This is a genomic window from Hymenobacter nivis (assembly GCF_006439025.1).
Taxonomy (GTDB): domain Bacteria; phylum Bacteroidota; class Bacteroidia; order Cytophagales; family Hymenobacteraceae; genus Hymenobacter; species Hymenobacter nivis_A.
The window spans coordinates 327,621-348,697 of the sequence record NZ_RCYZ01000001.1 but is presented as its reverse complement, the minus strand read 5'-3'; the positions used below and the strand labels follow the sequence as shown (position 1 = coordinate 348,697).

16 protein-coding genes and 1 tRNA gene are annotated in these 21,077 nt (G+C 63.8%); 9 read left to right on the top strand and 8 right to left on the bottom strand.

Features of this window, described 5'->3' with window-relative positions:
- Positions 1-594: 594 nt before the first annotated feature.
- Entirely contained in the window at positions 595-2,199 is a 1,605-nt protein-coding gene (locus EAH73_RS23945) for an OmpA family protein (protein ID WP_140464476.1), read from the top strand.
- Between the two features lie 185 nt (positions 2,200-2,384).
- Here the strand turns inward: EAH73_RS23945 and EAH73_RS01195 are convergent, their stop codons facing one another.
- The 3 genes from EAH73_RS01195 to EAH73_RS01185 form a co-directional block, all read right to left on the bottom strand.
- Entirely contained in the window at positions 2,385-3,164 is a 780-nt protein-coding gene (locus tag EAH73_RS01195; RefSeq protein WP_140464475.1) for a LytR/AlgR family response regulator transcription factor, read from the bottom strand.
- A gap of 12 nt (positions 3,165-3,176) precedes the next feature.
- Positions 3,177-4,292: a sensor histidine kinase gene (locus tag EAH73_RS01190; protein ID WP_161599403.1), complete on the bottom strand. Its 1,116-nt coding sequence runs from the start codon at positions 4,290-4,292 to the stop codon at positions 3,177-3,179.
- Between the two features lie 1,053 nt (positions 4,293-5,345).
- A tRNA-Arg gene (locus tag EAH73_RS01185) sits at positions 5,346-5,417 on the bottom strand.
- Positions 5,418-5,569: 152 nt separating this feature from the next.
- Here EAH73_RS01185 and EAH73_RS01180 point away from each other — a divergent pair.
- A complete protein-coding gene (locus EAH73_RS01180; RefSeq protein WP_140464473.1) occupies positions 5,570-6,061 on the top strand; it encodes an Ohr family peroxiredoxin in 492 nt (163 codons plus the stop codon).
- A 53-nt stretch (positions 6,062-6,114) separates the two neighbouring features.
- Here the strand turns inward: EAH73_RS01180 and EAH73_RS01175 are convergent, their stop codons facing one another.
- Entirely contained in the window at positions 6,115-7,095 is a 981-nt protein-coding gene (locus EAH73_RS01175; RefSeq protein WP_140464472.1) for an aldo/keto reductase, read from the bottom strand.
- A 120-nt stretch (positions 7,096-7,215) separates the two neighbouring features.
- On the bottom strand, positions 7,216-8,412 hold the full coding sequence (gene sucC / locus EAH73_RS01170) for an ADP-forming succinate--CoA ligase subunit beta (RefSeq protein WP_140464471.1): 1,197 nt from the start codon (positions 8,410-8,412) through the stop codon (positions 7,216-7,218).
- Positions 8,413-8,624: 212 nt separating this feature from the next.
- Between sucC and EAH73_RS01165 the strand changes: the two genes are divergently transcribed.
- The 3 genes from EAH73_RS01165 to EAH73_RS01155 all read left to right on the top strand — a co-directional run bounded on the left by EAH73_RS01165 (position 8,625) and on the right by EAH73_RS01155 (position 12,643).
- Positions 8,625-9,281: an ABC transporter ATP-binding protein gene (locus tag EAH73_RS01165; RefSeq protein WP_140464470.1), complete on the top strand. Its 657-nt coding sequence runs from the start codon at positions 8,625-8,627 to the stop codon at positions 9,279-9,281.
- 514 nt (positions 9,282-9,795) lie between these two features.
- A complete protein-coding gene (locus tag EAH73_RS01160) occupies positions 9,796-10,611 on the top strand; it encodes a hypothetical protein (protein WP_140464469.1) in 816 nt (271 codons plus the stop codon).
- Positions 10,612-10,702: 91 nt separating this feature from the next.
- Positions 10,703-12,643 carry an ATP-dependent DNA helicase RecQ gene (locus EAH73_RS01155; RefSeq protein WP_140464468.1) on the top strand — a complete coding sequence of 647 codons (1,941 nt, stop codon included), beginning with the start codon at positions 10,703-10,705 and terminating at the stop codon, positions 12,641-12,643.
- Positions 12,644-12,720: 77 nt separating this feature from the next.
- Here the strand turns inward: EAH73_RS01155 and EAH73_RS01150 are convergent, their stop codons facing one another.
- The 3 genes from EAH73_RS01150 to EAH73_RS01140 all read right to left on the bottom strand — a co-directional run bounded on the left by EAH73_RS01150 (position 12,721) and on the right by EAH73_RS01140 (position 15,329).
- Positions 12,721-13,011 carry a rhodanese-like domain-containing protein gene (locus EAH73_RS01150; protein WP_140464467.1) on the bottom strand — a complete coding sequence of 97 codons (291 nt, stop codon included), beginning with the start codon at positions 13,009-13,011 and terminating at the stop codon, positions 12,721-12,723.
- Positions 13,012-13,149: 138 nt separating this feature from the next.
- Entirely contained in the window at positions 13,150-14,340 is a 1,191-nt protein-coding gene (locus EAH73_RS01145) for a phosphoglycerate kinase (protein ID WP_140464466.1), read from the bottom strand.
- A 128-nt stretch (positions 14,341-14,468) separates the two neighbouring features.
- Positions 14,469-15,329 carry an N-acetylglucosamine kinase gene (locus tag EAH73_RS01140; protein WP_140464465.1) on the bottom strand — a complete coding sequence of 287 codons (861 nt, stop codon included), beginning with the start codon at positions 15,327-15,329 and terminating at the stop codon, positions 14,469-14,471.
- A gap of 67 nt (positions 15,330-15,396) precedes the next feature.
- Between EAH73_RS01140 and EAH73_RS01135 the strand changes: the two genes are divergently transcribed.
- The 4 genes from EAH73_RS01135 to EAH73_RS01120 all read left to right on the top strand — a co-directional run bounded on the left by EAH73_RS01135 (position 15,397) and on the right by EAH73_RS01120 (position 20,896).
- The gene (locus EAH73_RS01135) at positions 15,397-16,413 is read left to right on the top strand and encodes a N(4)-(beta-N-acetylglucosaminyl)-L-asparaginase (protein WP_140464464.1); all 1,017 of its coding nucleotides are present in this window, start codon (positions 15,397-15,399) and stop codon (positions 16,411-16,413) included.
- Entirely contained in the window at positions 16,410-17,120 is a 711-nt protein-coding gene (locus tag EAH73_RS01130; protein WP_140464463.1) for a copper homeostasis protein CutC, read from the top strand. The genes EAH73_RS01135 and EAH73_RS01130 overlap by 4 nt, the downstream gene beginning before the upstream one ends.
- 225 nt (positions 17,121-17,345) lie before the next feature.
- Positions 17,346-20,084, top strand: coding sequence for a D-alanine--D-alanine ligase (locus EAH73_RS01125; protein ID WP_140464462.1), 2,739 nt, complete (start codon positions 17,346-17,348; stop codon positions 20,082-20,084).
- A gap of 47 nt (positions 20,085-20,131) precedes the next feature.
- Entirely contained in the window at positions 20,132-20,896 is a 765-nt protein-coding gene (locus EAH73_RS01120) for a PASTA domain-containing protein (RefSeq protein ID WP_140464461.1), read from the top strand.
- Positions 20,897-21,077: the final 181 nt, after the last annotated feature.

Below are 21,077 nucleotides of genomic sequence, written 5' to 3'. Positions count from 1 at the left end.
ATTCCATCGGTATAGGTGCAGTGGGGCAGCAGGCGTGCGGGGCCGCTGGGGCAGGCCAGCACCGCTAGGACAAACCTTGGACCGCTGCGGAGGGCTACGCCGTTGTCATTGGCAGCTTCGGCGGTGCTTCAGGGGCTAATTAGGTGCGTTCAGCCACTAATTCGGGGCATTCGGGTGGTTTTGCCAAACGTATTATGGCCATTGCCGTTCAAGGGAACTATCTGGCTTCTTTGCGGAAGCCAACTTGTTCTTGCTTCCGTTATCTATTTGCCGCGATTTGACTGGTTTTGGCGTGCTATTTGCTGCCGCGCTGGCTCAAATAGCCCAGTCTGGCTCAAATAGCCCAGTATAGAAACTCTATGATTCTCAATGCCAAAAATTAACTAGCAGTGAAACATTAATTAAGGGAATTTCTGCAACAACGCTAAGGCAATAATAAGACTTTTAGTTCTCATTCTCGTATTAGCCCAATATTAAGATAGCAAATCCTTCCTGCAGCCCCGGTTACGCCGGTTTTAGCAGGTCTTCAACTAAAACTTTTCTCTCTTTTTTACCTAAACAAAGCCTGCGTTAACACCGCGTAGCCCTTTTTTTATGAAACACCTCTGTTACAAAGCCGCCCTCCTCGGGGTTGGGTTGTTGGCTGCCTCGGAAGCCAACGCGCAAACGGCCGACCGCAAAACTTCAATTGGCCTCCACGCCAACGCTACGCAGTACAAGGGCGACCTTGGCAGCGCCTTTTGGAAGTGGGACAATATGCCCTACAGCGGTGGCCTCGACATCACCCGGTACGTGGGCCGTTGGCTTGACTTGCGCTTAGACTTGGACTACACCCGCCTGCGTTTCCCGCAAAACGAGGGCACGTTTAACAGCACCGGCCAGCGCTTCAAGGCGCAGATGTACCAGGCTGGCTTGGGCTTCAAGCTGAAGGCTCCGATCAAGGATAGCTTCTTCCTGCACCCTTACTTGTTGGTAGAGCCCCAGTACTCGTGGGTGCTGACCGACCGTTACGCTTCGCGTACGGCCCCCAATAACTTCCGCCGCTTTGGTTCCTTCGGTGGCCAGGTAGGCGCTGGCCTTGACTTCCACTTGGGCGAGTCGGCCGTTTTCTACGTGCAGGCTTCGCAGGCTTACCTGCAGACCTCAGACGAGAACCTCGACGGTTTCACCAGCAGCTCTACCACGTTCTGGGACAAGAAAGACCGCTACATGCAGTTCACGGCTGGCATTCGTGCTAACCTGGGCAAAGCCAAAGACACCGACGGCGACGGCGTGTCGGATAAAAAAGACAAATGCCCCGACACCCCAACCGGTGTTAAGGTTGACGTGAATGGCTGCCCGGTTGATACGGACGGTGACGGCGTGGCCGACTACCAAGACAAGTGCCCCGATGTGAAGGGCCTGGCTGCCCTGCAAGGTTGCCCCGACGCCGATGGCGACGGCGTGGCTGACAACGACGACAAGTGCCCCAACACCCCGGCCGGCGTACGCGTCGATGCTTCGGGCTGCCCGCTTGACGCCGACGGCGACAAAGTGCCTGACTTCCAAGACAAGTGCCCCAACACCCCCGCTGGTGTGCAAGTTGATGCCAATGGCTGCCCGCTTGACCGCGACGGCGACGGCGTAGCTGACTACGAAGACCGCTGCCCCGACCGTGCCGGCCCCGCCAGCAACAAAGGCTGCCCCGAGATGAAGGCCGAGACCAAAAAGGTGCTCAACGAAGCCACGAAGTACATCAACTTCGACTTCAACAAGGCTACCCTGAAGCCCTCGTCGTTCCCCAAGCTGCAGCAGATGGTGCAGATCATGAACGAGTACCCCGACTACTCGCTCAGCATCGCTGGCCACACCGACAGCAAGGGTGATGACAACTACAACCTGAAACTGAGCTACGAGCGCGCCGCTTCGGCCCGTGCCTACATGCTGAGCAAAGGCATCCCCGCCGAGCGCATCGAAGCCCGCGGCTACGGTGAGACCCACCCAGTTGCCGACAACAAAACGGCCGCCGGCCAGGCCCTGAACCGTCGTGTGGACTTCGACCCCTACCTCACCGGCGAGACCAACGCTGCCGAAGTGAAGTATGGTGCTGCCCCCACGATTTCTGAAATCCTGAAGGATGGCAAAGCCCTCCCCGGCACGAAAAAGGCGCCCGCTAAAAAGGCTCCTGCCAAGAAGGCTCCCGCTAAGCGCAAGAAGTAAGTGACCGGAATCGCCTAGGGCCCATCAAAAGGCTCTAGGCGATTCAAAAGGCTCTAATTACTTTCTTAAGCAATTTAGCTTACCCAATAAAACCCGCCCCTGGCGCCTTACGAGGCACCGGGGGCGGGTTTTGTGTTTTTAAGGGCCCCAATTATTTGCTTGGGTTGTGCGCGAGGATAGGGGCCCTAGCCGCCGCTCACCCACTTGCGTAGCTCGGCCACCCGCGGCTTCGGCACGATGACCGCCTCGGCGGCGGGGGGCTGCAAGTGCAGCAGCATGCGGCCGTTGTGGTGGGGCTCGAGGGCTACCACGCTGGCGCGGGCCAGTAGCGCCTGCCGGTTGGCGCGGAAAAACTGCTGTGGGTCTAGCTGCGCCTCCAATTCGTCGAGGCTACTGTCCACGGCGTACTGTTGCCCGTCGAAAGTAGTGAGGTGCACCAGGCTGTGCTGGATAACCAAGTGCGCCATGTCGTGCACAGCGACTGGCAGCAGCTTGTTTTTGTACGGAATCAGCCAGCTGGTTTTGTAGGCCGGGGGCCTTGCGAGCTGCTGCACGAGGCGCAGCAGCTCGGGCAAGGTTTCGTTGGCTGGGTCGGTGCCGGCGTAGTGCCGCCCCAGGGCGTCGAACTTCTGGAGCCCGCGCAGCAAGGCATCGCGGGTAATGGGCTTGAGCAAGTACTCGATGCCGTTGGCTTGGAACGCCTCCAAAGCGTGCTCGTCGTAGGCGGTCACGAAGATGACGGGGCACGTCACGGGCACTTGCTTGAATACCTCAAAGCTGCTGCCATCGGACAGGTGAATGTCCATGAAGATGAGGTCGGGCGCTGGGTGCGCTTGCAGCCAGGCCACCGTGTCGGCCACAAACTCCAGGCGGCCCACTACCTGCGCTTCGGGCCGCACTTCTTGCAGCAGGCGCTCCAGCGCCCGGGCCGGCCGGATTTCGTCTTCAATTATCAGGATGTTCAATGCGCAGGAAAGCTAAGCCGGGAGGGGGAGGTACACGCAAAATTCGTCGGGGGTTTGCTCCACCAGCAGGTGCTGCTGGTGCAGGAGCCGCACGCGGTTGGTAAGGTTGCTCAGGCCCACCCCGCTGCTAGTTTCGGGTGTGGGCGTGAGGCGGGGGTAGCGGTTATTGCGCACCCGTAGCGTGGCCGGGGCCACAAAATCGATGCGCACCACCAGGGGCTGCCGGTGGCTCACTGCGTTGTGCTTCACGGCGTTTTCCAGCAGCAACTGCAAAGCCAGAGGCGGCACGGGGCGGTCCTGGATGTCGTCTGGTAGATCTATTTCCAGCTGGATGCCGGTGCTAAAACGCATCCGCAGCAGGTAGACGTAGGAACGCAGGAAATGCAGCTCGTCGCGGAGCGGCACCGCCGCTTGCTCGCCGTGCCGCAGCAGGTAGCGGTACACGTGGGCCATTTCCTCCACAAACAGCGCCGCGGCGTCTGGCTCGTCGTAAATCAGCTCGCCCAGGGTTGAGAGCGAGTTGAACAGGAAGTGGGGGCTCAGCTGCTGCTTCAGGCTTTCGTAGCGCGCCTGCAGCTGCTCGCGCTTCAGCATTTCGTTCTCAATGGTCAGGTAGCGGCTGTTTTCCACCAGCTCTAGGGCAAGCTGGAAGGAGAAGCCCACCACCGTGGCCACCTGCGACCACGCCAGGACGGCATCCAGCGGGTTATTGTCCAGGCGCAGGTGCAGGCGCGTGTCCAAGTAGTAGCGCCCCGCGTTGTAGAGGCTGACCACCACGGCGGTGAATGCCAGCCGAAACAGGTAAGCCGGCCGCGCGGGCTGCCGGCCCAGCCACCGCTGCACCGGGTGGCGGCGGTAGCGTAGCAGGTAGTTGAACTCAAACTGGACCTGAAAAACCAACACGGGGTTGATGAACAGCAGCAAGGCTTCCGCGGCCGTGGTGTGCGGGCGCTGGAGGATACTGGCGGGCAAGATCAGCAAGCCGAAAGCGATGGAAATACCCAGCGTAATCAGCAAGTACGTGCGCCGGGGAAACAGCACGGCGTGCCGCGCCGGGCCCGCGCCAAACTTAGGTAAGCGGGGCAAGCGTGGCAAGCGGGCAGCGAATGGCACAGTAGGCATGCTCATAGCACGAAGGTGCGAATACCTGGCCATTAGTGCCCCGGGGCCCTGTGCAACGGCCCGCGGTGCCTAGCCTGCAAATGGTGTTGGGCGGTTGCCACCGCGGGGCTCACCACCGGTAGGGCCCCTAGCCAGGGCGCTGCTCCCGCGCCGCCCATCGCCGGTCACCTTGGGGCCCCTATTTCGAGTGGCTGCTAATCTGTTGCCCTCGTAGCCGTTCGATCCAAAAATCCCGAGTACCCACCACAGTGCCCTGCACTGCCTGTATTTTGCCCGCCCGTACCTGGGCATTTGGCCAAAACTAACCCGGCTGCCCGATGGTGTTTTCATGGGCCGCATCGGTGGGCCAATCGGTATGCGGAACCGTTGCTGGGCCACAAAAAAGCCCCACGGTGGTGCGTGGGGCTTCTGATGCAGCTATGCGTTTGGTGCGCTGGAAAAGCCACGCCAAACGCTGCTTGGTGGAAATACTAGTTTTTTGGTTTTGGGGCTTTGCCAGTGCTCGTGTTGCCAGACTGGGTTGCGCCCACTGGTTTACCGGTTGCATCTACTGGGTTGTTTGAAGTTCCGACGGTGGAACTGCCAGCAGTGCTGGACCGGTTAGGCGCCATGTTGCCAGAATTGCCCTGGCTAGTTTTGCTGGCCGAGCTAGTGGACTTAGCTGCGGCGCCGGCTGTGCGGTTGCCCGCGGTACCGGCTGGAGTCGTCTGCGCCTGGGCCGTAGCGCTAAGCATGCCGGCAGCAACAAAGGCGGTTAAGATTGTCTTGATCATGGTAGTTGACGGAAAGGGCAGTGATGAGGGAGGAAGCCGTTTTACGCAAAGCCAGCGCGGTGCGTTACCGTGCCCCATTACCAACCCTCAAGCCTGTAGCTTCTTGGATAATAAAAATTACCAGCCTCGGCACTGCTGAGCAGTGCGCGCCTGCGAATTCAAATGGTAAGCCATTAGCAAGGCCGGTGCCCAGCGCGGCCGTGATGCAATAACTTGAGGACGAGGGCCCAAAACAGAACCGCCCACGGCCTAGAGAGGCGGTGGGCGGGCTGCTGATAACTAAAAGTGGTCGCGCTAGGAATCGAACCTAGATCAAGAGCTTCGGAAACTCTCATACTATCCGTTGTACGACGCGACCAAGTCGGAATAGGACTGCAAAAGTAGCCGCAAAACCCCCGGCTGCCAAACCGCTCCAGTAAATTGGTGGCCGGGGCCCCAAAATTCTGCCACAACCCTAAGCAGCAAAAGTCAGTTAACTACCCGTTAAACTGCCCAAACACACCCCATCTCATGGAATCCACCAAAAAGAATCTTTACACGGCCGACGCAACGGCTGTGGGCGGCCGTAGCGGCCACGTCCGTTCCGCCACCGGTATCGTTGACCTCGACATGTCGGTGCCCGAAGGGCTGGGCGGCAAAAAAGGCGCTACCAACCCCGAAGAACTGTTTGCCGCCGGCTACGCGTCGTGCTTCCAGCAGGCGCTGCTCGTCATCGCCCAGCGCGCCGGCGACAAGCTCGACCCCGGCACGGAAGTGAAGTGCGGCGTGACCCTGTTTCAGGAAGGCGAAGGCTACGGCCTGTCGGCGGTACTGGATATCGACCTGAAGGCATTCGACCGCGATAAAACCATCGACATGGTGCGCCAAGCCCACAAAATCTGCCCGTACTCAGTCGGCACCCGTGGCAACATGGAAGTGGAACTGAAAGTACAAGGCGAAGCCATTCCCGTGGCTCCGGAGGAAAACGCAGGTGTGGCCGAAAAAGGCGGCGTAGCTGCTTAAGTTACTTAGCAAATAAAAGGCCCGCCTGAATGTTCAGGCGGGCCTTTTTGCGTTTAGCTGAAGCCCAGTACCGGGTGCGGCTGGTAAGGGGCTTCGAGGCTTTTGATTTCGTCGGCCGACAGCTTCACGTCCACGGCGGCTACGGCGTCTTCGAGGTGGCCGGGCTTGCTGGCCCCCACAATGGGCGCGGTGATGGCGGGGTTGGCCAGCACCCAGGCCAGGGCAATTTGGGCGTTGGGCAGGCCGCGCTGTTCGGCAATTTCCGTCACGCGGTCGGCCACCGCAAAGTCGTCGTCGCGGCCATAGAGGCTCTTGCCGAAGGCGTCGGTTTTAGCGCGTTCGGTTTCGTTGCGCGCCTTGCCGCGGCCGCCCGTGAGCAATCCGCGCGCCAGCGGCGACCACGGAATGACGCCGATTTTCTGATCTTGGCACAGCGGCAGCATCTCGCGCTCCTCCTCGCGGTACACGAGGTTGTAGTGTGGCTGCATGCTCACAAAACGCGTCCAATTGTGCTTGTCGGCCAGGTACAGGGCCTGGGCAAACTGCCAGCTGTACATCGACGACGCCCCGATGTAGCGCGCCTTGCCGGCCTTCACCACGTCGTGCAGGGCCTCCAGCGTTTCCTCAATGGGCGTGTGGTAGTCCCAGCGATGAATCTGGTAGAGGTCTACGTAATCGGTGCCCAGGCGCTTGAGGCTGGCGTCGATGGCGCTCATGATGTGCTTGCGCGAGAGGCCCTGGTCGTTGGGCCCCGGGCCCATGGCGTTAAACACTTTAGTAGCCAGCACCACCTCGTCGCGCTTGGCAAAGTCGCGCAGGGCCCGGCCCACCACTTCCTCGCTGGCGCCGTTGCTGTACACATCGGCCGTGTCGAAGAAGTTGATGCCCAGCTCCAGCGCCTTCTGAATGAACGGGCGGCTGGCCTCCTCGCCCAGGGCCCAGGGCCAGCGCTCGGTGGGCGTGCCGTAAGTCATGGTGCCGAGGCAAATTTTGGAAACCTGCAAGCCAGTGTTTCCCAAGCGGGTGAATTCCATCGGAAGTTGCGTTGAGGTGAAAAGCCGTTCGAAACGAGCGGCCGCGAAGGGGTTATAACCCAAAAAGCCCGCCTGGGTTACCAGACGGGCTTTTAAAAACACTTGCTGCGAAGAAGAAGACTAAGCTTCGGCCAGCACTTCTTTCACACGGGCGGCGGCGTCTTTCAGCAGCGTAGCCGACTTCACTTGCAGGCCACTCTCGTCGATGATGCGGGCGCCCTCTTCGGCGTTGGTGCCTTGCAGGCGCACGATGATGGGCACGCGGATGTCACCAATTTTCTTGTAGGCTTCCACCACGCCGTTGGCCACCCGGTCGCAACGCACGATGCCGCCGAAGATGTTGATGAGAATCGCCTTCACGTTCGGGTCCTTCAGGATGATGCGGAAGCCGGCTTCCACCGTCTGGGCGTTGGCTCCACCCCCGACGTCGAGGAAGTTGGCCGGCTCGCCGCCGCTCAGCTTGATGATGTCCATGGTGGCCATGGCCAAGCCGGCACCGTTCACCATGCAGCCCACGTTGCCGTCGAGCTTCACGTAGTTCAGGTTCGAAGCCGAAGCTTCCACTTCCAAGGGGTCTTCCTCGTTGAGGTCGCGCAGGGCCACGAAGTCCTTGTGGCGGTACAGGGCGTTCTCGTCGAGCGTTACCTTGGCGTCCACGGCCAGGATTTTGTTGTCCGACGTTTTCAACACCGGGTTAATTTCGAACATCGACGAATCGGTTTCGTCGTAGGCCTTGTAGAGGGCCGTTACGAACTTCACCATCTCCTTGTGCGCCTCGCCCGACAGGCCGAGGCCGAAGGCGATTTTGCGGGCCTGGAAGCCCTGCAGGCCCACGGCGGGGTCGATGAATTCCTTCAGGATTTTCTCGGGGTGCGACTCGGCCACCTCCTCGATGTCCATGCCGCCCTCGGTGGTGTAGATGATGACGTTCTTGCCGCTGGTGCGGTCCAGCAACACGCTCATGTAGAACTCCTTGGTGGGGCTTTCGCCGGGGTAGTACACGTCTTGGGCGATGAGCACCTTGTGCACCTTGCGGCCCTCGGGGCCCGTTTGCTTCGTGACGAGCTGCATGCCGAGGATGTTGCCGGCCACTTCCTTCACTTGGTCGAGGTTTTTGGCCAGCTTCACGCCGCCCCCTTTGCCCCGGCCCCCGGCGTGGATTTGCGCCTTGATGACGTACCAGCTGGTGCCGGTGTCGGCGGTCAGTTTCTCGGCGGCGGCCACGGCTTCCTCGGCCGTATCGGCCGTGATGCCTTCCTGGACGCGGACGCCGTACTTCTTCAGAATTTCTTTGCCCTGATACTCGTGGATGTTCATGCGGGGAGGTCGGGTTGGTTTGAGTGCGGCGAAGGTACGGTGCGCGGCCGCAAGGTGGCAGGCAAAATTTGGAGTGGGGCCCCCGGGCGTGGCGGCCGCGGCCTTGGGGGCCCCACGGCCGGCCGGGGCCCCCAAGGCCGCGGCGCGGGCCGTATAAGGCCCGTGCCCACCCGCCGGTTACCTTTGTTGCACACCCCGTTACCGCCCCCGTTTTGCTCCAAGCCATCAACGTCCGCAAAAGCTACCAGTCGCTGGAAGTCCTCAAAGGCATCAACCTCACCATCGAGAAGTCGGAAATCGTGAGCATCGTGGGCTCGTCGGGGGCCGGCAAGAGCACGCTGCTGCACATTTTGGGCACGCTCGACAACCCCGACGCGGGCGAGGTGCTCTTCGACGGGGCCTCGGTGAGCAGCTTGGGGCGCAACGATTTGGCGCGGTTTCGCAACCGCCACATCGGGTTCATTTTCCAATTCCATAACCTGTTGCCCGAGTTTACGGCCCTCGAAAACGTGTGCCTGCCCGCCTACCTAGCCGGCCGCTCGGAGAAGGAAGTGCGCGTGCGGGCCCGCGAGCTGCTCGGCATGATGAACCTGGAGCACCGCGCCGAGCACAAGCCCAGCGAAATGAGCGGCGGCGAGCAGCAGCGCGTATCCGTGGCCCGCGCCCTCATCAACTCGCCCGAAATCATTTTTGCCGACGAGCCTAGTGGCAACCTCGACACCAAGAATGCCCAGGAGCTGCACCAGATTTTCTTCCAGCTGCGCAAGGAACTCGACCAAACCTTCGTCATCGTGACGCACAACGACCAGCTGGCCGAAATGGCCGACCGCAAAATCGTGATGCGCGACGGCTACGTGCTGGAGGAATAGGGGCCCCGGGACGAGCTAATTTTTCAGTCCATCTACAGGGTACCTAAACCAGCGTAACCCCGGCAGGGCGACCCGTTGGTAGTTATGGTAGCAAGCAAAAACGACAAAGCCCCGGCGGGGCGGCCCACTGGTGTTGTAACCGTTGGTTCGCCCCGCCGGGGCTTTGTCGTTTGGTGTCGCCTAGCTACCGACGGGCCGCCCCGCTGGGGCTATGCCGGTGGGTAGACGTCTTGTTGACTCAAGGTTTTAGAAATTCTTCGCTGCTTTCAGTAAGGCTAGGACTACCGCTGGGGCCCCTTACAGTGGTAAAAACCGGTTGGCTAACTAAAGAATCGGGCTGGCTAACCGGTTTAGATTACGTCTTTGCCGCTAATGGAAATGAATGTGTTTTTAAGTTGCTAACAATCAGTAACAAAAATTACTAAAAATTCTGGCTTTTCTGGCACGATTTAGGCAAAGGTGCGGTTATATATCCGAATCCAAAATGGACTTAAGACCCATAACCCCTACCGCCATGACCACCGACGCCACCAAGACCACCAAGGAAACACCGCTCAAGAAGGTGAAAGCCGAGAGCTTTGACATTGCGCGCTCCGACGAGACACTGGATTTGGCCAAGGACTTGGCTAAGTTCATTAAAGACAACAAGCTCACCACCAATGTGCAGGGTAAGGAGTTTGTGAATGTGGAGGGCTGGCAGTACGCCGGCTCGCGCCTGGGCATCGTGCCCATTGTGGAGCACGTCATCAACGTGAGCACCGAAGCCGAGATGAAGTACCAGGCCAAAGTGACGCTCTACGACCTGCGCCACGGCGTGACGGTGGGCGCCGGCTTTGCGGTGTGCTCGAACAAGGAGAGCGGCAAGAAATTCTACCAGGAATTTGCCATCATGAGCATGGCCCAGACCCGCGCCATTGGCAAAGCCTACCGCAACATCCTGGCCTGGATCATCCGCGCCGCCGGCTACGAGCCTACCCCGGCCGAAGAAATGGATTACAACACCAACGCGCCGGCCGCCGTGGTGCCGCAGGCCCCGGCTCCGGTGGCAGCTCCTGCCCCGGTCGCCGTGCCCGCCATGCAGGTGATGCCCGCCGATGCCACCCCGGCGGCTGAGGCCCCCGCGGCGCCTACCCCAGTGCAGTACGCCACCGCGGCGCACAAAGAGGAAATCATCCGCCTGCTGAACCACCCGGTCATCACCCGCCAGGAGAAGACCAAGATGCTGCTCAACATCAACCGCTTGGACGAGGAGCGCGCCATCCAGGCCATTGCCAAGCTCGGCAACGCCATCGACGAGCGCGAGAACGGCGGCCAGAAAGCCGCTGCTTAACTAGCCGCCGCGCAGACCTACAGGGCCCCCGCGACATTCAGAAAGCCCGGTGCCGCAAGGTGCCGGGCTTTTTTTGTGGGTAATTTCGTCCATGCCCGAGCCCGTTGCCCATACCGAACCCCTGGCGCTGCTGCGCGAGTTTTGGGGCCACGCGGCGTTCCGGCCCGGCCAGGCAGACATCATCCAATCGGTGCTGGATGGGCACGACACGCTGGCGCTGCTGCCCACGGGTGGCGGAAAAAGCGTGTGCTTCCAGGTGCCGGCGCTGGCCCGGCCAGGGCTGTGCCTGGTGGTGTCGCCGCTGATTGCCCTGATGAAAGACCAAGTGGACGGCCTGCGCCGCCGGGGCCTCAAGGCCGAGGCGATTTACGCGGGCATGAGCGCCCAGGAAATTGACCATACGCTCGACAACTGCGTGTATGGCCGCGACGTTAAGTTTCTGTACGTGAGCCCCGAGCGGTTGCTCACCGAGATTTTCCGGGTGCGGGTGGCTAAAATGCCGGTGAGCCTGCTGGCCGTGGACGAGGCGCACTGCGTGTCGCAGTGGGGCTACGATTTTCGGCCGCCCTACCTGCGCATTGCCGAGCTGCGGGGCCTGCTGGCGCCGGGCGTGCCGGTGGTGGCCCTCACCGCCACGGCCACCCGGCAAGTGCGGGAGGACATCGTGGAGAAATTGTTGTTTCGGCCCGGCCACGGCGTGTTTCAGCAGAGCTTTTTGCGGCCCAAGCTATCGTACTCAGTGCTGCCCACGGAGGACAAGCTTCGCCGGCTGCTGGAGGTGCTGCGCGGCGTGGGCCCCGGCAAAACCGGCATTGTGTACGCCCGCACCCGCCGCCAAACCGAGGACACGGCTGCCTATTTGCAGCAAAACCGGCTGCCCGCCGCCGCCTACCACGCCGGCCTGGGCCCCGAGCGCCGCACCAAAGTGCAGCAGGACTGGCTGGAAAATAAAACGCGCATCATCGTGGCCACCAATGCTTTCGGGATGGGCATCGACAAGCCCGACGTGCGCGTGGTGGCCCACCTCGACGCGCCCGACACGCTGGAGGCCTACTACCAGGAGGCCGGCCGCGCCGGGCGCGACGGCCTTTACGCCTTCGCCGTGCTGCTGGCGGGGCCCCACGACGGGCCGGAAATGCGCCGCCGCACCACGCTGGCCTTCCCGCCGCTCGACACCGTGCGGCGCGTGTACCAGGCGCTGGCCAACTACTCGCGCACGGCGGTGGGCGGCGGCGAGCTGGCCCCGTTTGACTTCGACCTGGGACAGTTTGCCGAAACCTACCGCATCCGGGCCGTGGACGCGCACAACGCCCTGAAAATCTTGCAGCGCGAAGGTTTTATCCAGCTCAATGAAGCCGTGAATAACCCCGCGCGGGTGCACCTCGTGACCAATAACCACGACCTGTACGCCTTCCAAGTTGCCAACGCCGAGCACGACCTGCTCATCAAAGCGCTGCTGCGGCTGCACGGCGGCGAGCTGTTCGCTGGCTTCCAAACGGTGTCGGAGCAGGGGCTGGCCAACCAGGTGCGGCGCAGCTTGGTGGAAGTGCAGCACCAGTTGCGCTACTTGCACGGGGCCGGCGTGCTGCACTACCAGCCGCGGCACGAGGCCCCGCAGGCCATGTTCACCACGCCGCGCCACGACGCCGCCAAGCTGCCCCTCGACCAGCGCCGCCTCGAAGCCGCTAGGGCCCTGGCCGAAGAAAAAACCGCTGCCACCATCAACTATCTCAGCGGCACGCGCTGCCGCCAGCAGCTGCTGCTCACGTACTTCGACGAGGGCAACCCGCCCCGCTGCGGGGTATGCGACGTGTGCCTGGCTGCCAAAAAAGCCGCCCAGGGCCCCGTGGCCACCGCCGGCCTGCGCGAGCAGCTGGTGCAGCGCCTGACCCAGCAGGCACAAACGCCCCGCGAAGTAGTGGCCGCCTTCGCCCCCGCCCAGGCCGAGGAAGTGAAGACTACGCTGCGCGAACTGGTGGACGCCGGGGCCCTGCGCTACGAGGCCGACGGCCAGCTGCGGCCGCCGCAGTAGAAACCAAAAGCCCCGGCGGGGCGACCCAACCAATGGGTCGCCCCGCCGGGGCTGCGCGAATAGTTCAGGCCCTACGCCTAGTAGCCCATAATGCCGCCCAGCAGGTTGCGCACGTTGGTGAAGCCTTGCTGCTTTAGGTAGGCCGCTGCCGAGGCAGAGCGGGCGCCGCTTTTGCAGTGCACGATAACTTCCTGGTCCTTGAGGTCTTCTAAGTCGTCGAGCTTGGTGGGCAGCGAGTTGAGCGGAATGTTTTGGGTCCCGGGGATGCGGCTTTCCTCAAACTCCCACGGCTCGCGCACGTCGATGATGGTGGGGGTTTCGCCAGCTTGCTGGCGTTGCTTTAGCTCGTCGGAAGTGATGTCGGCCATGGAATCTAGCGCAAAAAAAGCGGTTAAAAAAAGAGGATTGCTGGCCGCAAAGCTACAGGACCTCGCAGGTTCACCCACGCAAAGGGCCCCGGCTGCAACGCAGCCGGGGCCCTAATTACTGAGCCCGAGGGCCCGCGCTTAGCCTAGGGCCGCCACGCCGGGCAGCTCCTTGCCTTCCATGAATTCGAGCAGGGCCCCGCCGCCGGTGCTGATGTAGCTCACGCGGTCGGTGAAGCCCATTTGCTGCACGGCCGCGGCCGAGTCGCCGCCGCCGATGAGTGAGTAGGCGCCAGCCTCGGTAGCCTCGGCCACGGCGCGGGCCACAAACTCGGTGCCGAGCGAGAAATTGCTCATTTCAAAGACGCCCATCGGGCCGTTCCAAAGGATGGTTTTGCTGGCGCGGATGATGTCGGCGAACTCTTCGCGGGCGTCGGGGCCCAGGTCGAGGCCCATCCAGCCGGCCGGGATGCTGTCGTTGGGGGCCACGTCCACGTTGGCGTCGTTGGCAAACGCGTCGGCGATGAGGCTGTCGCCGGGCAGCACCAGGTTCACGCCCTTGGCCTTGGCGCGGGCGATGAGGTCGCGGGCCAGGTCCACTTTGTCGGCCTCCAGCAGCGAGCTGCCCACGTGGCCGCCCTGGGCCACGGCAAACGTGTAGGCCATGCCGCCGCCGATGAGCAGGTTGTCTACCTTATCCAGCAACTTGTCGATTAACAAGATCTTGTCCGAGATCTTAGCGCCGCCCATGATGGCCGTGAAGGGCCGCTCGGCGTGTTCCAGCACCTTGCGGGCATTGTCCACCTCGCCTTGCAGCAGGTAGCCGCCCACCCGGTTTTCGGGGGAAAAGTACTGCGCCATAACGGCGGTAGAGGCGTGGGCGCGGTGGGCCGTGCCGAAGGCGTCGTTCACGTAGATGTCGCCGAGCGCGGCCAGGCGCTGGGCAAAGGCCGGGTTGCCGCCTTCCTCTTCTTTGTGGAAGCGCAGGTTGTCGAGCAGCAGCACTTGGCCGGGCTGCAGGTTTTTGGCTTTTTCAAGGGCTTCGTCGCTCAGCACGTCGCCGCCCCAGAGCACGTCCTGGCCGTATTCCTGCTGGAGGCGCAGCACGAGGCTTTCTAGCGAAAACTTCTTCTCGTAGCCGCCCTTGGGCCGGCCCAGGTGTGAGATTAGTACTACGGCGCCGCCGTCGGCCAATATTTTTTTGATGGACGGCGTGGCCGCCCGGATGCGGGTGTCGTCGGTGATGTGCAGGTCTTTGTCGAGCGGCACGTTGAAATCGACGCGCACCACGGCGCGGCGGCCGGCGAAGTTGGTGTTATCCAGGGTGTTCATGGAGCAGGGGAGAGGGTTAGGAGAAGAAAGTGCTGCAAAGGTGCCGGAAGAACGCCGAACGCCCCGCGGGGCCCCGGCCAAGCCATTGAACGGCGCGCGCCGGCTTTTGTGACGCCGCGCCCGGGGCCCTACCGCGCGGCTGGGGCGCGGTGGTAGTCTACCAGCGCCTCGATGGGGCCCTGAATGATGCGGCCCACCGCCATGCCGTGGCGGGCGGCGGCTTCGGCCAGCGCGTCGCGGAAGTGGTAGCCCACCGAGCCCACGCAGTTGAAAGTATAGCGCTGATAATCGGGGTAGTGCGTCACAATTTGCTGGAAAAACGCCTCGAACGTTTGCGCCACCGCGGCCTGGCAGTAGGGCTCGTGGTAGTGCTCGCGCGCCAGCCGGGCAAAGCTGGCCAGGAAGCGGTTGGGCAGCGGCTGGCCGTAGAGCCGGTCGAGCACTTCGCTGAGGTCGCCCAGGCCGTGGCTAGCCTGCATGGCCGCCGCCAGGCCCGCCGGCACCCGGCCGCGCAGGTAGTCGCGCAGCAGCAGCCGGCCCAGGTAGGTGCCCGCGCCCTCGTCGCCGAGCGAGTAGCCCAGCGACTCCACCACGTGGGTGATTTTTTCGCCGTCGAACAGGCACGAGTTGGTGCCCGTGCCCAGGATGGCGGCGAAGCCCGGCTGGCGTCCCAGCAGCGCGCGGGCCGCCGCCAGCAGGTCTTCGGCCACGTGCACTTGGGCCCCCGGGAACACCTGGCGTAGGGCCCCGGCCACCACCTCGGCCTTGGCCGGCGAGAGCACGCCGGCCCCGTAGTAGTGCACGGCGCGCACCTGCTCGGGGCGGAGGCCAGGGGGCAGGCCGCGGGCCAGCGAGGCGGCAATAGCGGCCGAGTCCCAGAAGTAGGGGTTGTAGCCTTCGGTGGTGAAGTGGGTGGGCGGGGTAGAGGGGGCGTCGTCGAGCAGGCACCAGCTGCATTTGGTCGAACCGCCGTCGGCGAGGAGTAGCATCGGCGCGAAAGTACACGCGAGTTGGCGGCGGGCCCTATCTTGCGGCGCTACTCATTTGCCTTGCTTTATGTCTTCTCGCCGGAAATTTCTGCATTCTTCCGCCGCTGGCCTGGCCGGGCTGGCCACCGCGCCACTCGCCGCCGCGGCCCTGCCGGGCCCCCCCGCGGTGGGCAAGCCCCTCGTCATCTCCACCTGGGACGCCGGCCTGAACGCCAACCGCGGCGCCTGGAAAATACTGGGCGCCGGCGGCTACGCCCTCGACGCCGTGGAGGCCGGCGTGATGGTGACCGAGGCCGAGCAGAGCTGCTGCGTGGGCCTGGGCGCTAACCCCGACCGCGAGGGGATCGTGACGCTTGACGCCTGCATCATGGACGACAAGTACGGCTGCGGCAGCGTGGCCGCGCTCGAGCGCATCAAGCACCCCATCAGCGTGGCGCGCCGCGTGATGGAGCGCACGCCCCACGTGATGCTGGTGGGCCCCGGCGCCCAGCAGTTTGCCGTGGCCCAGGGCTTCCCGCTCGAAGCGCAGAAGCTGAGCCCCGATGCCGAGAAAGCCTACCGCGAGTGGTTGAAAACCAGCCAGTACAAGCCCATTATCAACGTGGAAAACTCGGGCACGCGGCCCACGGGCCCCGCCGGCGGGGCCAACAACCACGACACCATCGCCATGCTGGCCCTCGATGCGCAGGGCCGCCTTAGCGGCAGCTGCACCACCAGCGGCATGGGCTTCAAAATGCGCGGCCGCCTGGGCGACTCGCCCATCATCGGCGCCGGTCTGTTTGTGGATCCCGAAGTGGGCGCCGCAGCCGCCACCGGCCAGGGCGAGGACGTGATCCGCATGGCCGGCTCGCACACCGTGGTGGAGCTGATGCGCCAGGGCCGCTCACCGCAAGCCGCTTGCCAAGAGGCCGTTGCGCGCGTGGCCAAGATCAAGGGGGCCCAGGCGCGCGACATCCAAGTGGCGTTCATCGCCGTGAACCGCCAGGGCCAGATCGGGGCCTACGCCTTGCAGAAGGGCTTCAGCTACTCGCTGAGCACCACCGACACGCCGCGCCTCGTCAACAGCGAGTACTTCCTGAAGTGAGCCGGCCGCTGGAAATCTGCGCCGCGTCGCTGCCCTCGGCGCTGGCCGCGCAAGCCGGTGGGGCCCAGCGCATTGAGCTGTGCCAAAACCTGGAGCAGGGCGGCACCACGCCGTCGTACGGCCTGATAAAAGCGGTGCGCGCGCGCCTGCACATCCCGGTGATGGTGCTGATCCGGCCGCGGCCGGGCGGCTTCGTGTACAGCGCCGACGAGCTGGCCCTCATGCAAACCGACATCGAAATCTGCCGCGACTTGGGCTGCGCCGGCGTGGTGCTGGGCGTGCTCACCGAAGCCGGCCGTGTGGACGTGGCCGCCTGCCGGGCCCTCATCGCCGCCGCCGGCCCGCTGGAAGTCACCTTTCACCGCGCCTTCGACGCCTGCCCCGACCAGCTGGGGGCCCTGGAGGCCATCATTGCCCTGGGCTGCCAGCGCGTGCTCACCTCCGGCGGCCAACCCACCGCCGAAGCGGGGCAAGACCGGCTGGCCGCGCTGGTGGCACAAGCCGCGGGCCGCGTGCGCATCATGCCCGGCGCGGGCATCACGGCGGCCAATGTGCAGGCGCTGGCCGCCCGCACCGGGGCCCCCGAGCTGCACGCCAGCGCCAAGCGCCTGGTGCCGGCTGAGGCCAGCGCGGGCCTGTTCACCACCCCGCAGTTCGAAACGGATGCCGCTTTGGTGGCCGAGTTGGTGGCGCTGCTGAATCAGTAATCCGCGCCGCTTGTTTCGTCCTGCCGGTAGCCGTTGCGCTGTAGCGCGGACTTTGTAGTCCGCGGCTCTCGCTTCTTCCTGCCGATTAATCGTTGGGCGACCGGGTAGCGCCGCGGACTACAAAGTCCGCGCTACAGATCTTGCAGCGACCGTTCAACCGCGCGGACTCGCAGCGTCCACGCTACGGCTGGGGCCCCAACGCTCCCGCCTTACCTTTGCGCTACTATGAGAATTGGCATTTTTTTCGGGGGCACTTCGCGCGAGCGGGAAATTTCGTTTGCCGGGGGCCGCACCGTTTTCGATAACCTGGACAAGGCGCTGTTTCAGCCGGTGCCCATTTTTGTGGACAGCCTGGGGCGCTTCCTGCTGCTCGATTGGCAGTACTTGTACAAGGGCACCATCCGCGACTTCTACCCACCGGTGGCCGCGCTGCCGCCCACAGCCCACCCGTGGTCGGTGTACGTGGAGAGCTTGGGGGCCCCCGCTGGCCCGCTGCTCGACCCGCACCTGAGCCGCGTGGGCCGCCAGGTGATGCCCGAAGAACTGCCGCTGCTGATGGACTTTGCGTTCCTGGCCCTGCACGGGCCGGGCGGCGAGGATGGCGCCATCCAGGGCCTGCTGGAGTGGCTGGGCGTGCCGTACTCGGGCTCGGGCATCTTGCCCTCCGCGTTCGGCATCGACAAGGTGGCGCAGAAGAAAATGCTGCAAGCCACGGGCCTGCCCACGCCCGCCTTTCGCGTGCTCACTGCCGCCGCCTGGGACGCCGCCGACCCCGCCGCCGTGCTGGCCGACACCGTGGAGGCCCTGGGCCTGCCGTTGGTGTTCAAGGCGCCGCACCAAGGTAGTAGTATCGGTATTAGCATATTGAAGGAGAGTAACTTAGTAGCGTTCGAAGCGGCCGTGGAGCGCAGCTTGTTCCGCAAAAAGCTGACCCGCGCCGAGTGGCAAGGCCTGGACGCGGAAGGCCAGCGCGCCTGGGTGCAGCAGCTCGCCGACATCCGCGAGGGCATTGGCCTGCCCGTGGTGCTCGAAGCCGCTAATGGGGCCCCGACCGCTACCGCGCCCGCGCCCATTTACCACCCCGAGGCGCTGCTGGAGGCCCTAACCGCTTGGTTTGAAACGGCCGATGCCGTGCGCCTGGCCAGCACCCACGGCGAAACCGCCGTGCTGGTGGAGGCCTTCGTGGCCGGCCGCGAGTTCTCGTGCATCGTGGTGGAAAACGAAAATGGCGAGCCGCTAGCCCTGCCGCCTACCGAGATTGTGAAGGGCAGCGAGGTGTTTGATTACCGCTCGAAGTACCTGCCCGGCCTGGCCCGCAAAATCACGCCCATCGACCTGCCCGAGGCCGAAATTGAGCGCATCCGGCAGCAGTGCCAGGCCATGTTCCGCACGTTCGGCTTCCAGGTGTACGCGCGGCTCGACGGCTTCATCCAGGCCGACGGCACCATCTTCCTCAACGACCCGAACACGACCAGCGGCATGCTGCCGGCCTCGTTCTTCTTCCACCAAGCGGCCGAGATTGGCCTGAACCCCAGCCAGTTCCTTACCTACCTCATCCGCACGTCGCTGGCGGCGCGGCGGGCGGGCGGCTTGGCGCCGGTGCGGCTGGGGGCCCTGCTGGCAACGCTCGACGCGGCGGTGGCCGACCGGCAGCAGGCCGGCGCGGGCGGGCGCATCCGCGTGGCCGTCATCATGGGCGGGTACTCGTCGGAGCGCCACATTTCGGTGGAAAGCGGGCGCAACATTTTCGAGAAGCTCAGCTCATCGGCCAAGTACGCGCCGGTGCCGGTGTTCCTCACCGGCTCGGCCGCGGAGCACCGCCTCTACGTGCTGCCCATCAACGTGATGCTCAAGGACAACGCCGACGACATCCGCGAGAAAATTGAGCACGCCGAGGCCGGCGAGGGCCCCCACCCTATCCTGGCCAAAATCCAGGCCGAGGCCGGGGCCCTCACGCGCACCTACGCCGGGCAGGGGCTGGCCCAGCCGCGCCGCATCTCGTTTGCGGAGCTGGCCGAGCTGGCCGACGAGGTGTTCATTGCCCTACACGGCCGCCCGGGCGAGGACGGGGCCCTGCAGCAGGAATTGGAGAAATTCGGGCTGCCCTACAACGGCTCGGGCGTGGCCAGCAGCGCCGTCACCATCAACAAGTTCGAAACCAACCGGCGCCTGCGCGAAGCAGGCCTGCTGGTGGCCGACCACCGCATGGCCCCGCGCCTGGAGTGGGCCGCCGACCCCGAAAGCTTCTACCGCAGCCTGGAAACGCAGTTTCCGTACCCGTTCATTGCCAAACCGGCCGACGACGGGTGCTCGTCGGCGGTGAAAAAGATTAAGAACCGCGCCGAGCTGGTGGCCTTCTCGGAGCTGATGTTCCGCGACCAGGAGGACCTGCTGGAGGGCCCCGCCACGGTATTGCACCTGGGCTTCAAAGAGGAGTTTCCGCAGAAGGACGCCTTTTTGGTGGAAACACTCATCAGCCGCGACGGGGCCGCGCACTTCCTGGAAGTGACCGGGGGCCTGCTCACGAGCTACGACGAGGACGGCCTGCTCGACATTGAGGTGTTTGAGGCCAGCGAGGCCCTGGCCAACGGCGAGGTGCTGAGCCTGGAGGAGAAGTTCTTGGCCGGTGAGGGCCAGAACATTACGCCGGCCCGTTACGCCGCCGAGCCCGGCGAGCGCCAGCGCGTGAGCAACGAGGTGAAGGCCGTGCTGCGCCGCGTGGCCGAGGTGCTCGACATCCAGGGCTACGCCCGGATCGATGCCTTCGTGCGTGTGCGGCCAAGCGGCGCGGTGGAGGTTATCATCATCGAAGTCAACTCGTTGCCAGGCATGACGCCCGCTACTTGCATCTTCCACCAAACGGCGCTGGCCGGCTACACGCCCTACCAGTTCGTGGACCGCATCCTCGAATTTGGCAAGGCGCGGGCCGGGCGGGTGGCCGCCGGGGCCCCGGCGCCGCGCTAGGGCCCCGGGGCCCGTTCTTCGCTTTTTTACTTTAGTTACTGATTGCAATGGCCAGTTTTTTCAAAGCCAACACCCCGCTCGACGTGGCCAAGCACCTGGCCCTGGTGGTGGGCGCGGCGGCGCTGCTCGTGCTGGGCTTTTTCTACGTGTACCTGCCCGTGACCACGCACCACGGCGAAACCATCACGGTGCCCAAGGTGACCGGCATGAACGTGGCCGACCTGGAAAAATACCTCGACGAGCGCAACCTGGCCTACTTCGTGGACGACTCCAGTTACAACCCCAGCATTCGCCCGTTCACGGTGCTCACGCAGGACCCCGTGCCGGGCGAAAAGGTGAAGGAGGGCCGCAAAATTTACCTGCAAGTGGCCATGAAGCGCCCGCCGGTCATCAAAATGCCCAAGCTGGTGGACGGCTCGGTGAAGAACGCCCAGCTCATTTTGCAGAGCTACGACCTAGTGGTGGGCCAAATCAAGCTGGTGCCCAATCTGCATCAGAATGAGGTGCTGAAGCAGTTCGTGAACGGTAAGGAAATCGCACCTGGGGCCCCCGTGGCCAAGGGCACGCGCATCGACCTGGAAGTGGGCGACGGCCTGGGCAACCAGGAATTCCCGGTGCCCAACTTGGTGAACATGCCGCAGGATGAAGCCATTACGCTGCTCGTGGGCCAAGGCCTGCAAAAAGGGGAGGTGTTTGAGCAAGACGCCGAAGACGGCCAAACGCCTGGCACCGTGGTGCGCCAGCGCCCCGTGCCGGGCCCCGACGCCACCATCCGTATGGGAATGCTCGTCGACCTGTGGATTGCCAAATAGCCGCTGCGCGGGGCGGCTATTTGGCTTTTCGCCAGTGGCCCGCTAGTTGCTGAATCGTTGCCCAGCCGTTGCTGGGGCCCCCGCGGTTGCCGGGCCGCTGGTGAAAAGCTGGCCGCCCGGGGCCCCGCCTTGGCGCCGAACCAGCGCTGGCGGCTTGCGTAGGCACTAAAGCCCCGGGCCC

Bases quoted from the DNA above. Each gene is read 5' to 3' on its own strand.
- EAH73_RS01135 (WP_140464464.1), top strand. From the start codon at position 15,397: ATGTCTTCTCGCCGGAAATTTCTGCATTCTTCCGCCGCTGGCCTGGCC.
- EAH73_RS01160 (WP_140464469.1), top strand. From the start codon at position 9,796: ATGACCACCGACGCCACCAAGACCACCAAGGAAACACCGCTCAAGAAG.
- sucC (WP_140464471.1), bottom strand. From the start codon at position 8,412: ATGAACATCCACGAGTATCAGGGCAAAGAAATTCTGAAGAAGTACGGC.
- EAH73_RS01125 (WP_140464462.1), top strand. From the start codon at position 17,346: ATGAGAATTGGCATTTTTTTCGGGGGCACTTCGCGCGAGCGGGAAATT.
- EAH73_RS01150 (WP_140464467.1), bottom strand. From the start codon at position 13,011: ATGGCCGACATCACTTCCGACGAGCTAAAGCAACGCCAGCAAGCTGGC.
- EAH73_RS23945 (WP_140464476.1), top strand. From the start codon at position 595: ATGAAACACCTCTGTTACAAAGCCGCCCTCCTCGGGGTTGGGTTGTTG.
- EAH73_RS01175 (WP_140464472.1), bottom strand. From the start codon at position 7,095: ATGGAATTCACCCGCTTGGGAAACACTGGCTTGCAGGTTTCCAAAATT.
- EAH73_RS01145 (WP_140464466.1), bottom strand. From the start codon at position 14,340: ATGAACACCCTGGATAACACCAACTTCGCCGGCCGCCGCGCCGTGGTG.
- EAH73_RS01120 (WP_140464461.1), top strand. From the start codon at position 20,132: ATGGCCAGTTTTTTCAAAGCCAACACCCCGCTCGACGTGGCCAAGCAC.
- EAH73_RS01155 (WP_140464468.1), top strand. From the start codon at position 10,703: ATGCCCGAGCCCGTTGCCCATACCGAACCCCTGGCGCTGCTGCGCGAG.
- EAH73_RS01190 (WP_161599403.1), bottom strand. From the start codon at position 4,292: ATGAGCATGCCTACTGTGCCATTCGCTGCCCGCTTGCCACGCTTGCCC.
- EAH73_RS01140 (WP_140464465.1), bottom strand. From the start codon at position 15,329: ATGCTACTCCTCGCCGACGGCGGTTCGACCAAATGCAGCTGGTGCCTG.
- EAH73_RS01180 (WP_140464473.1), top strand. From the start codon at position 5,570: ATGGAATCCACCAAAAAGAATCTTTACACGGCCGACGCAACGGCTGTG.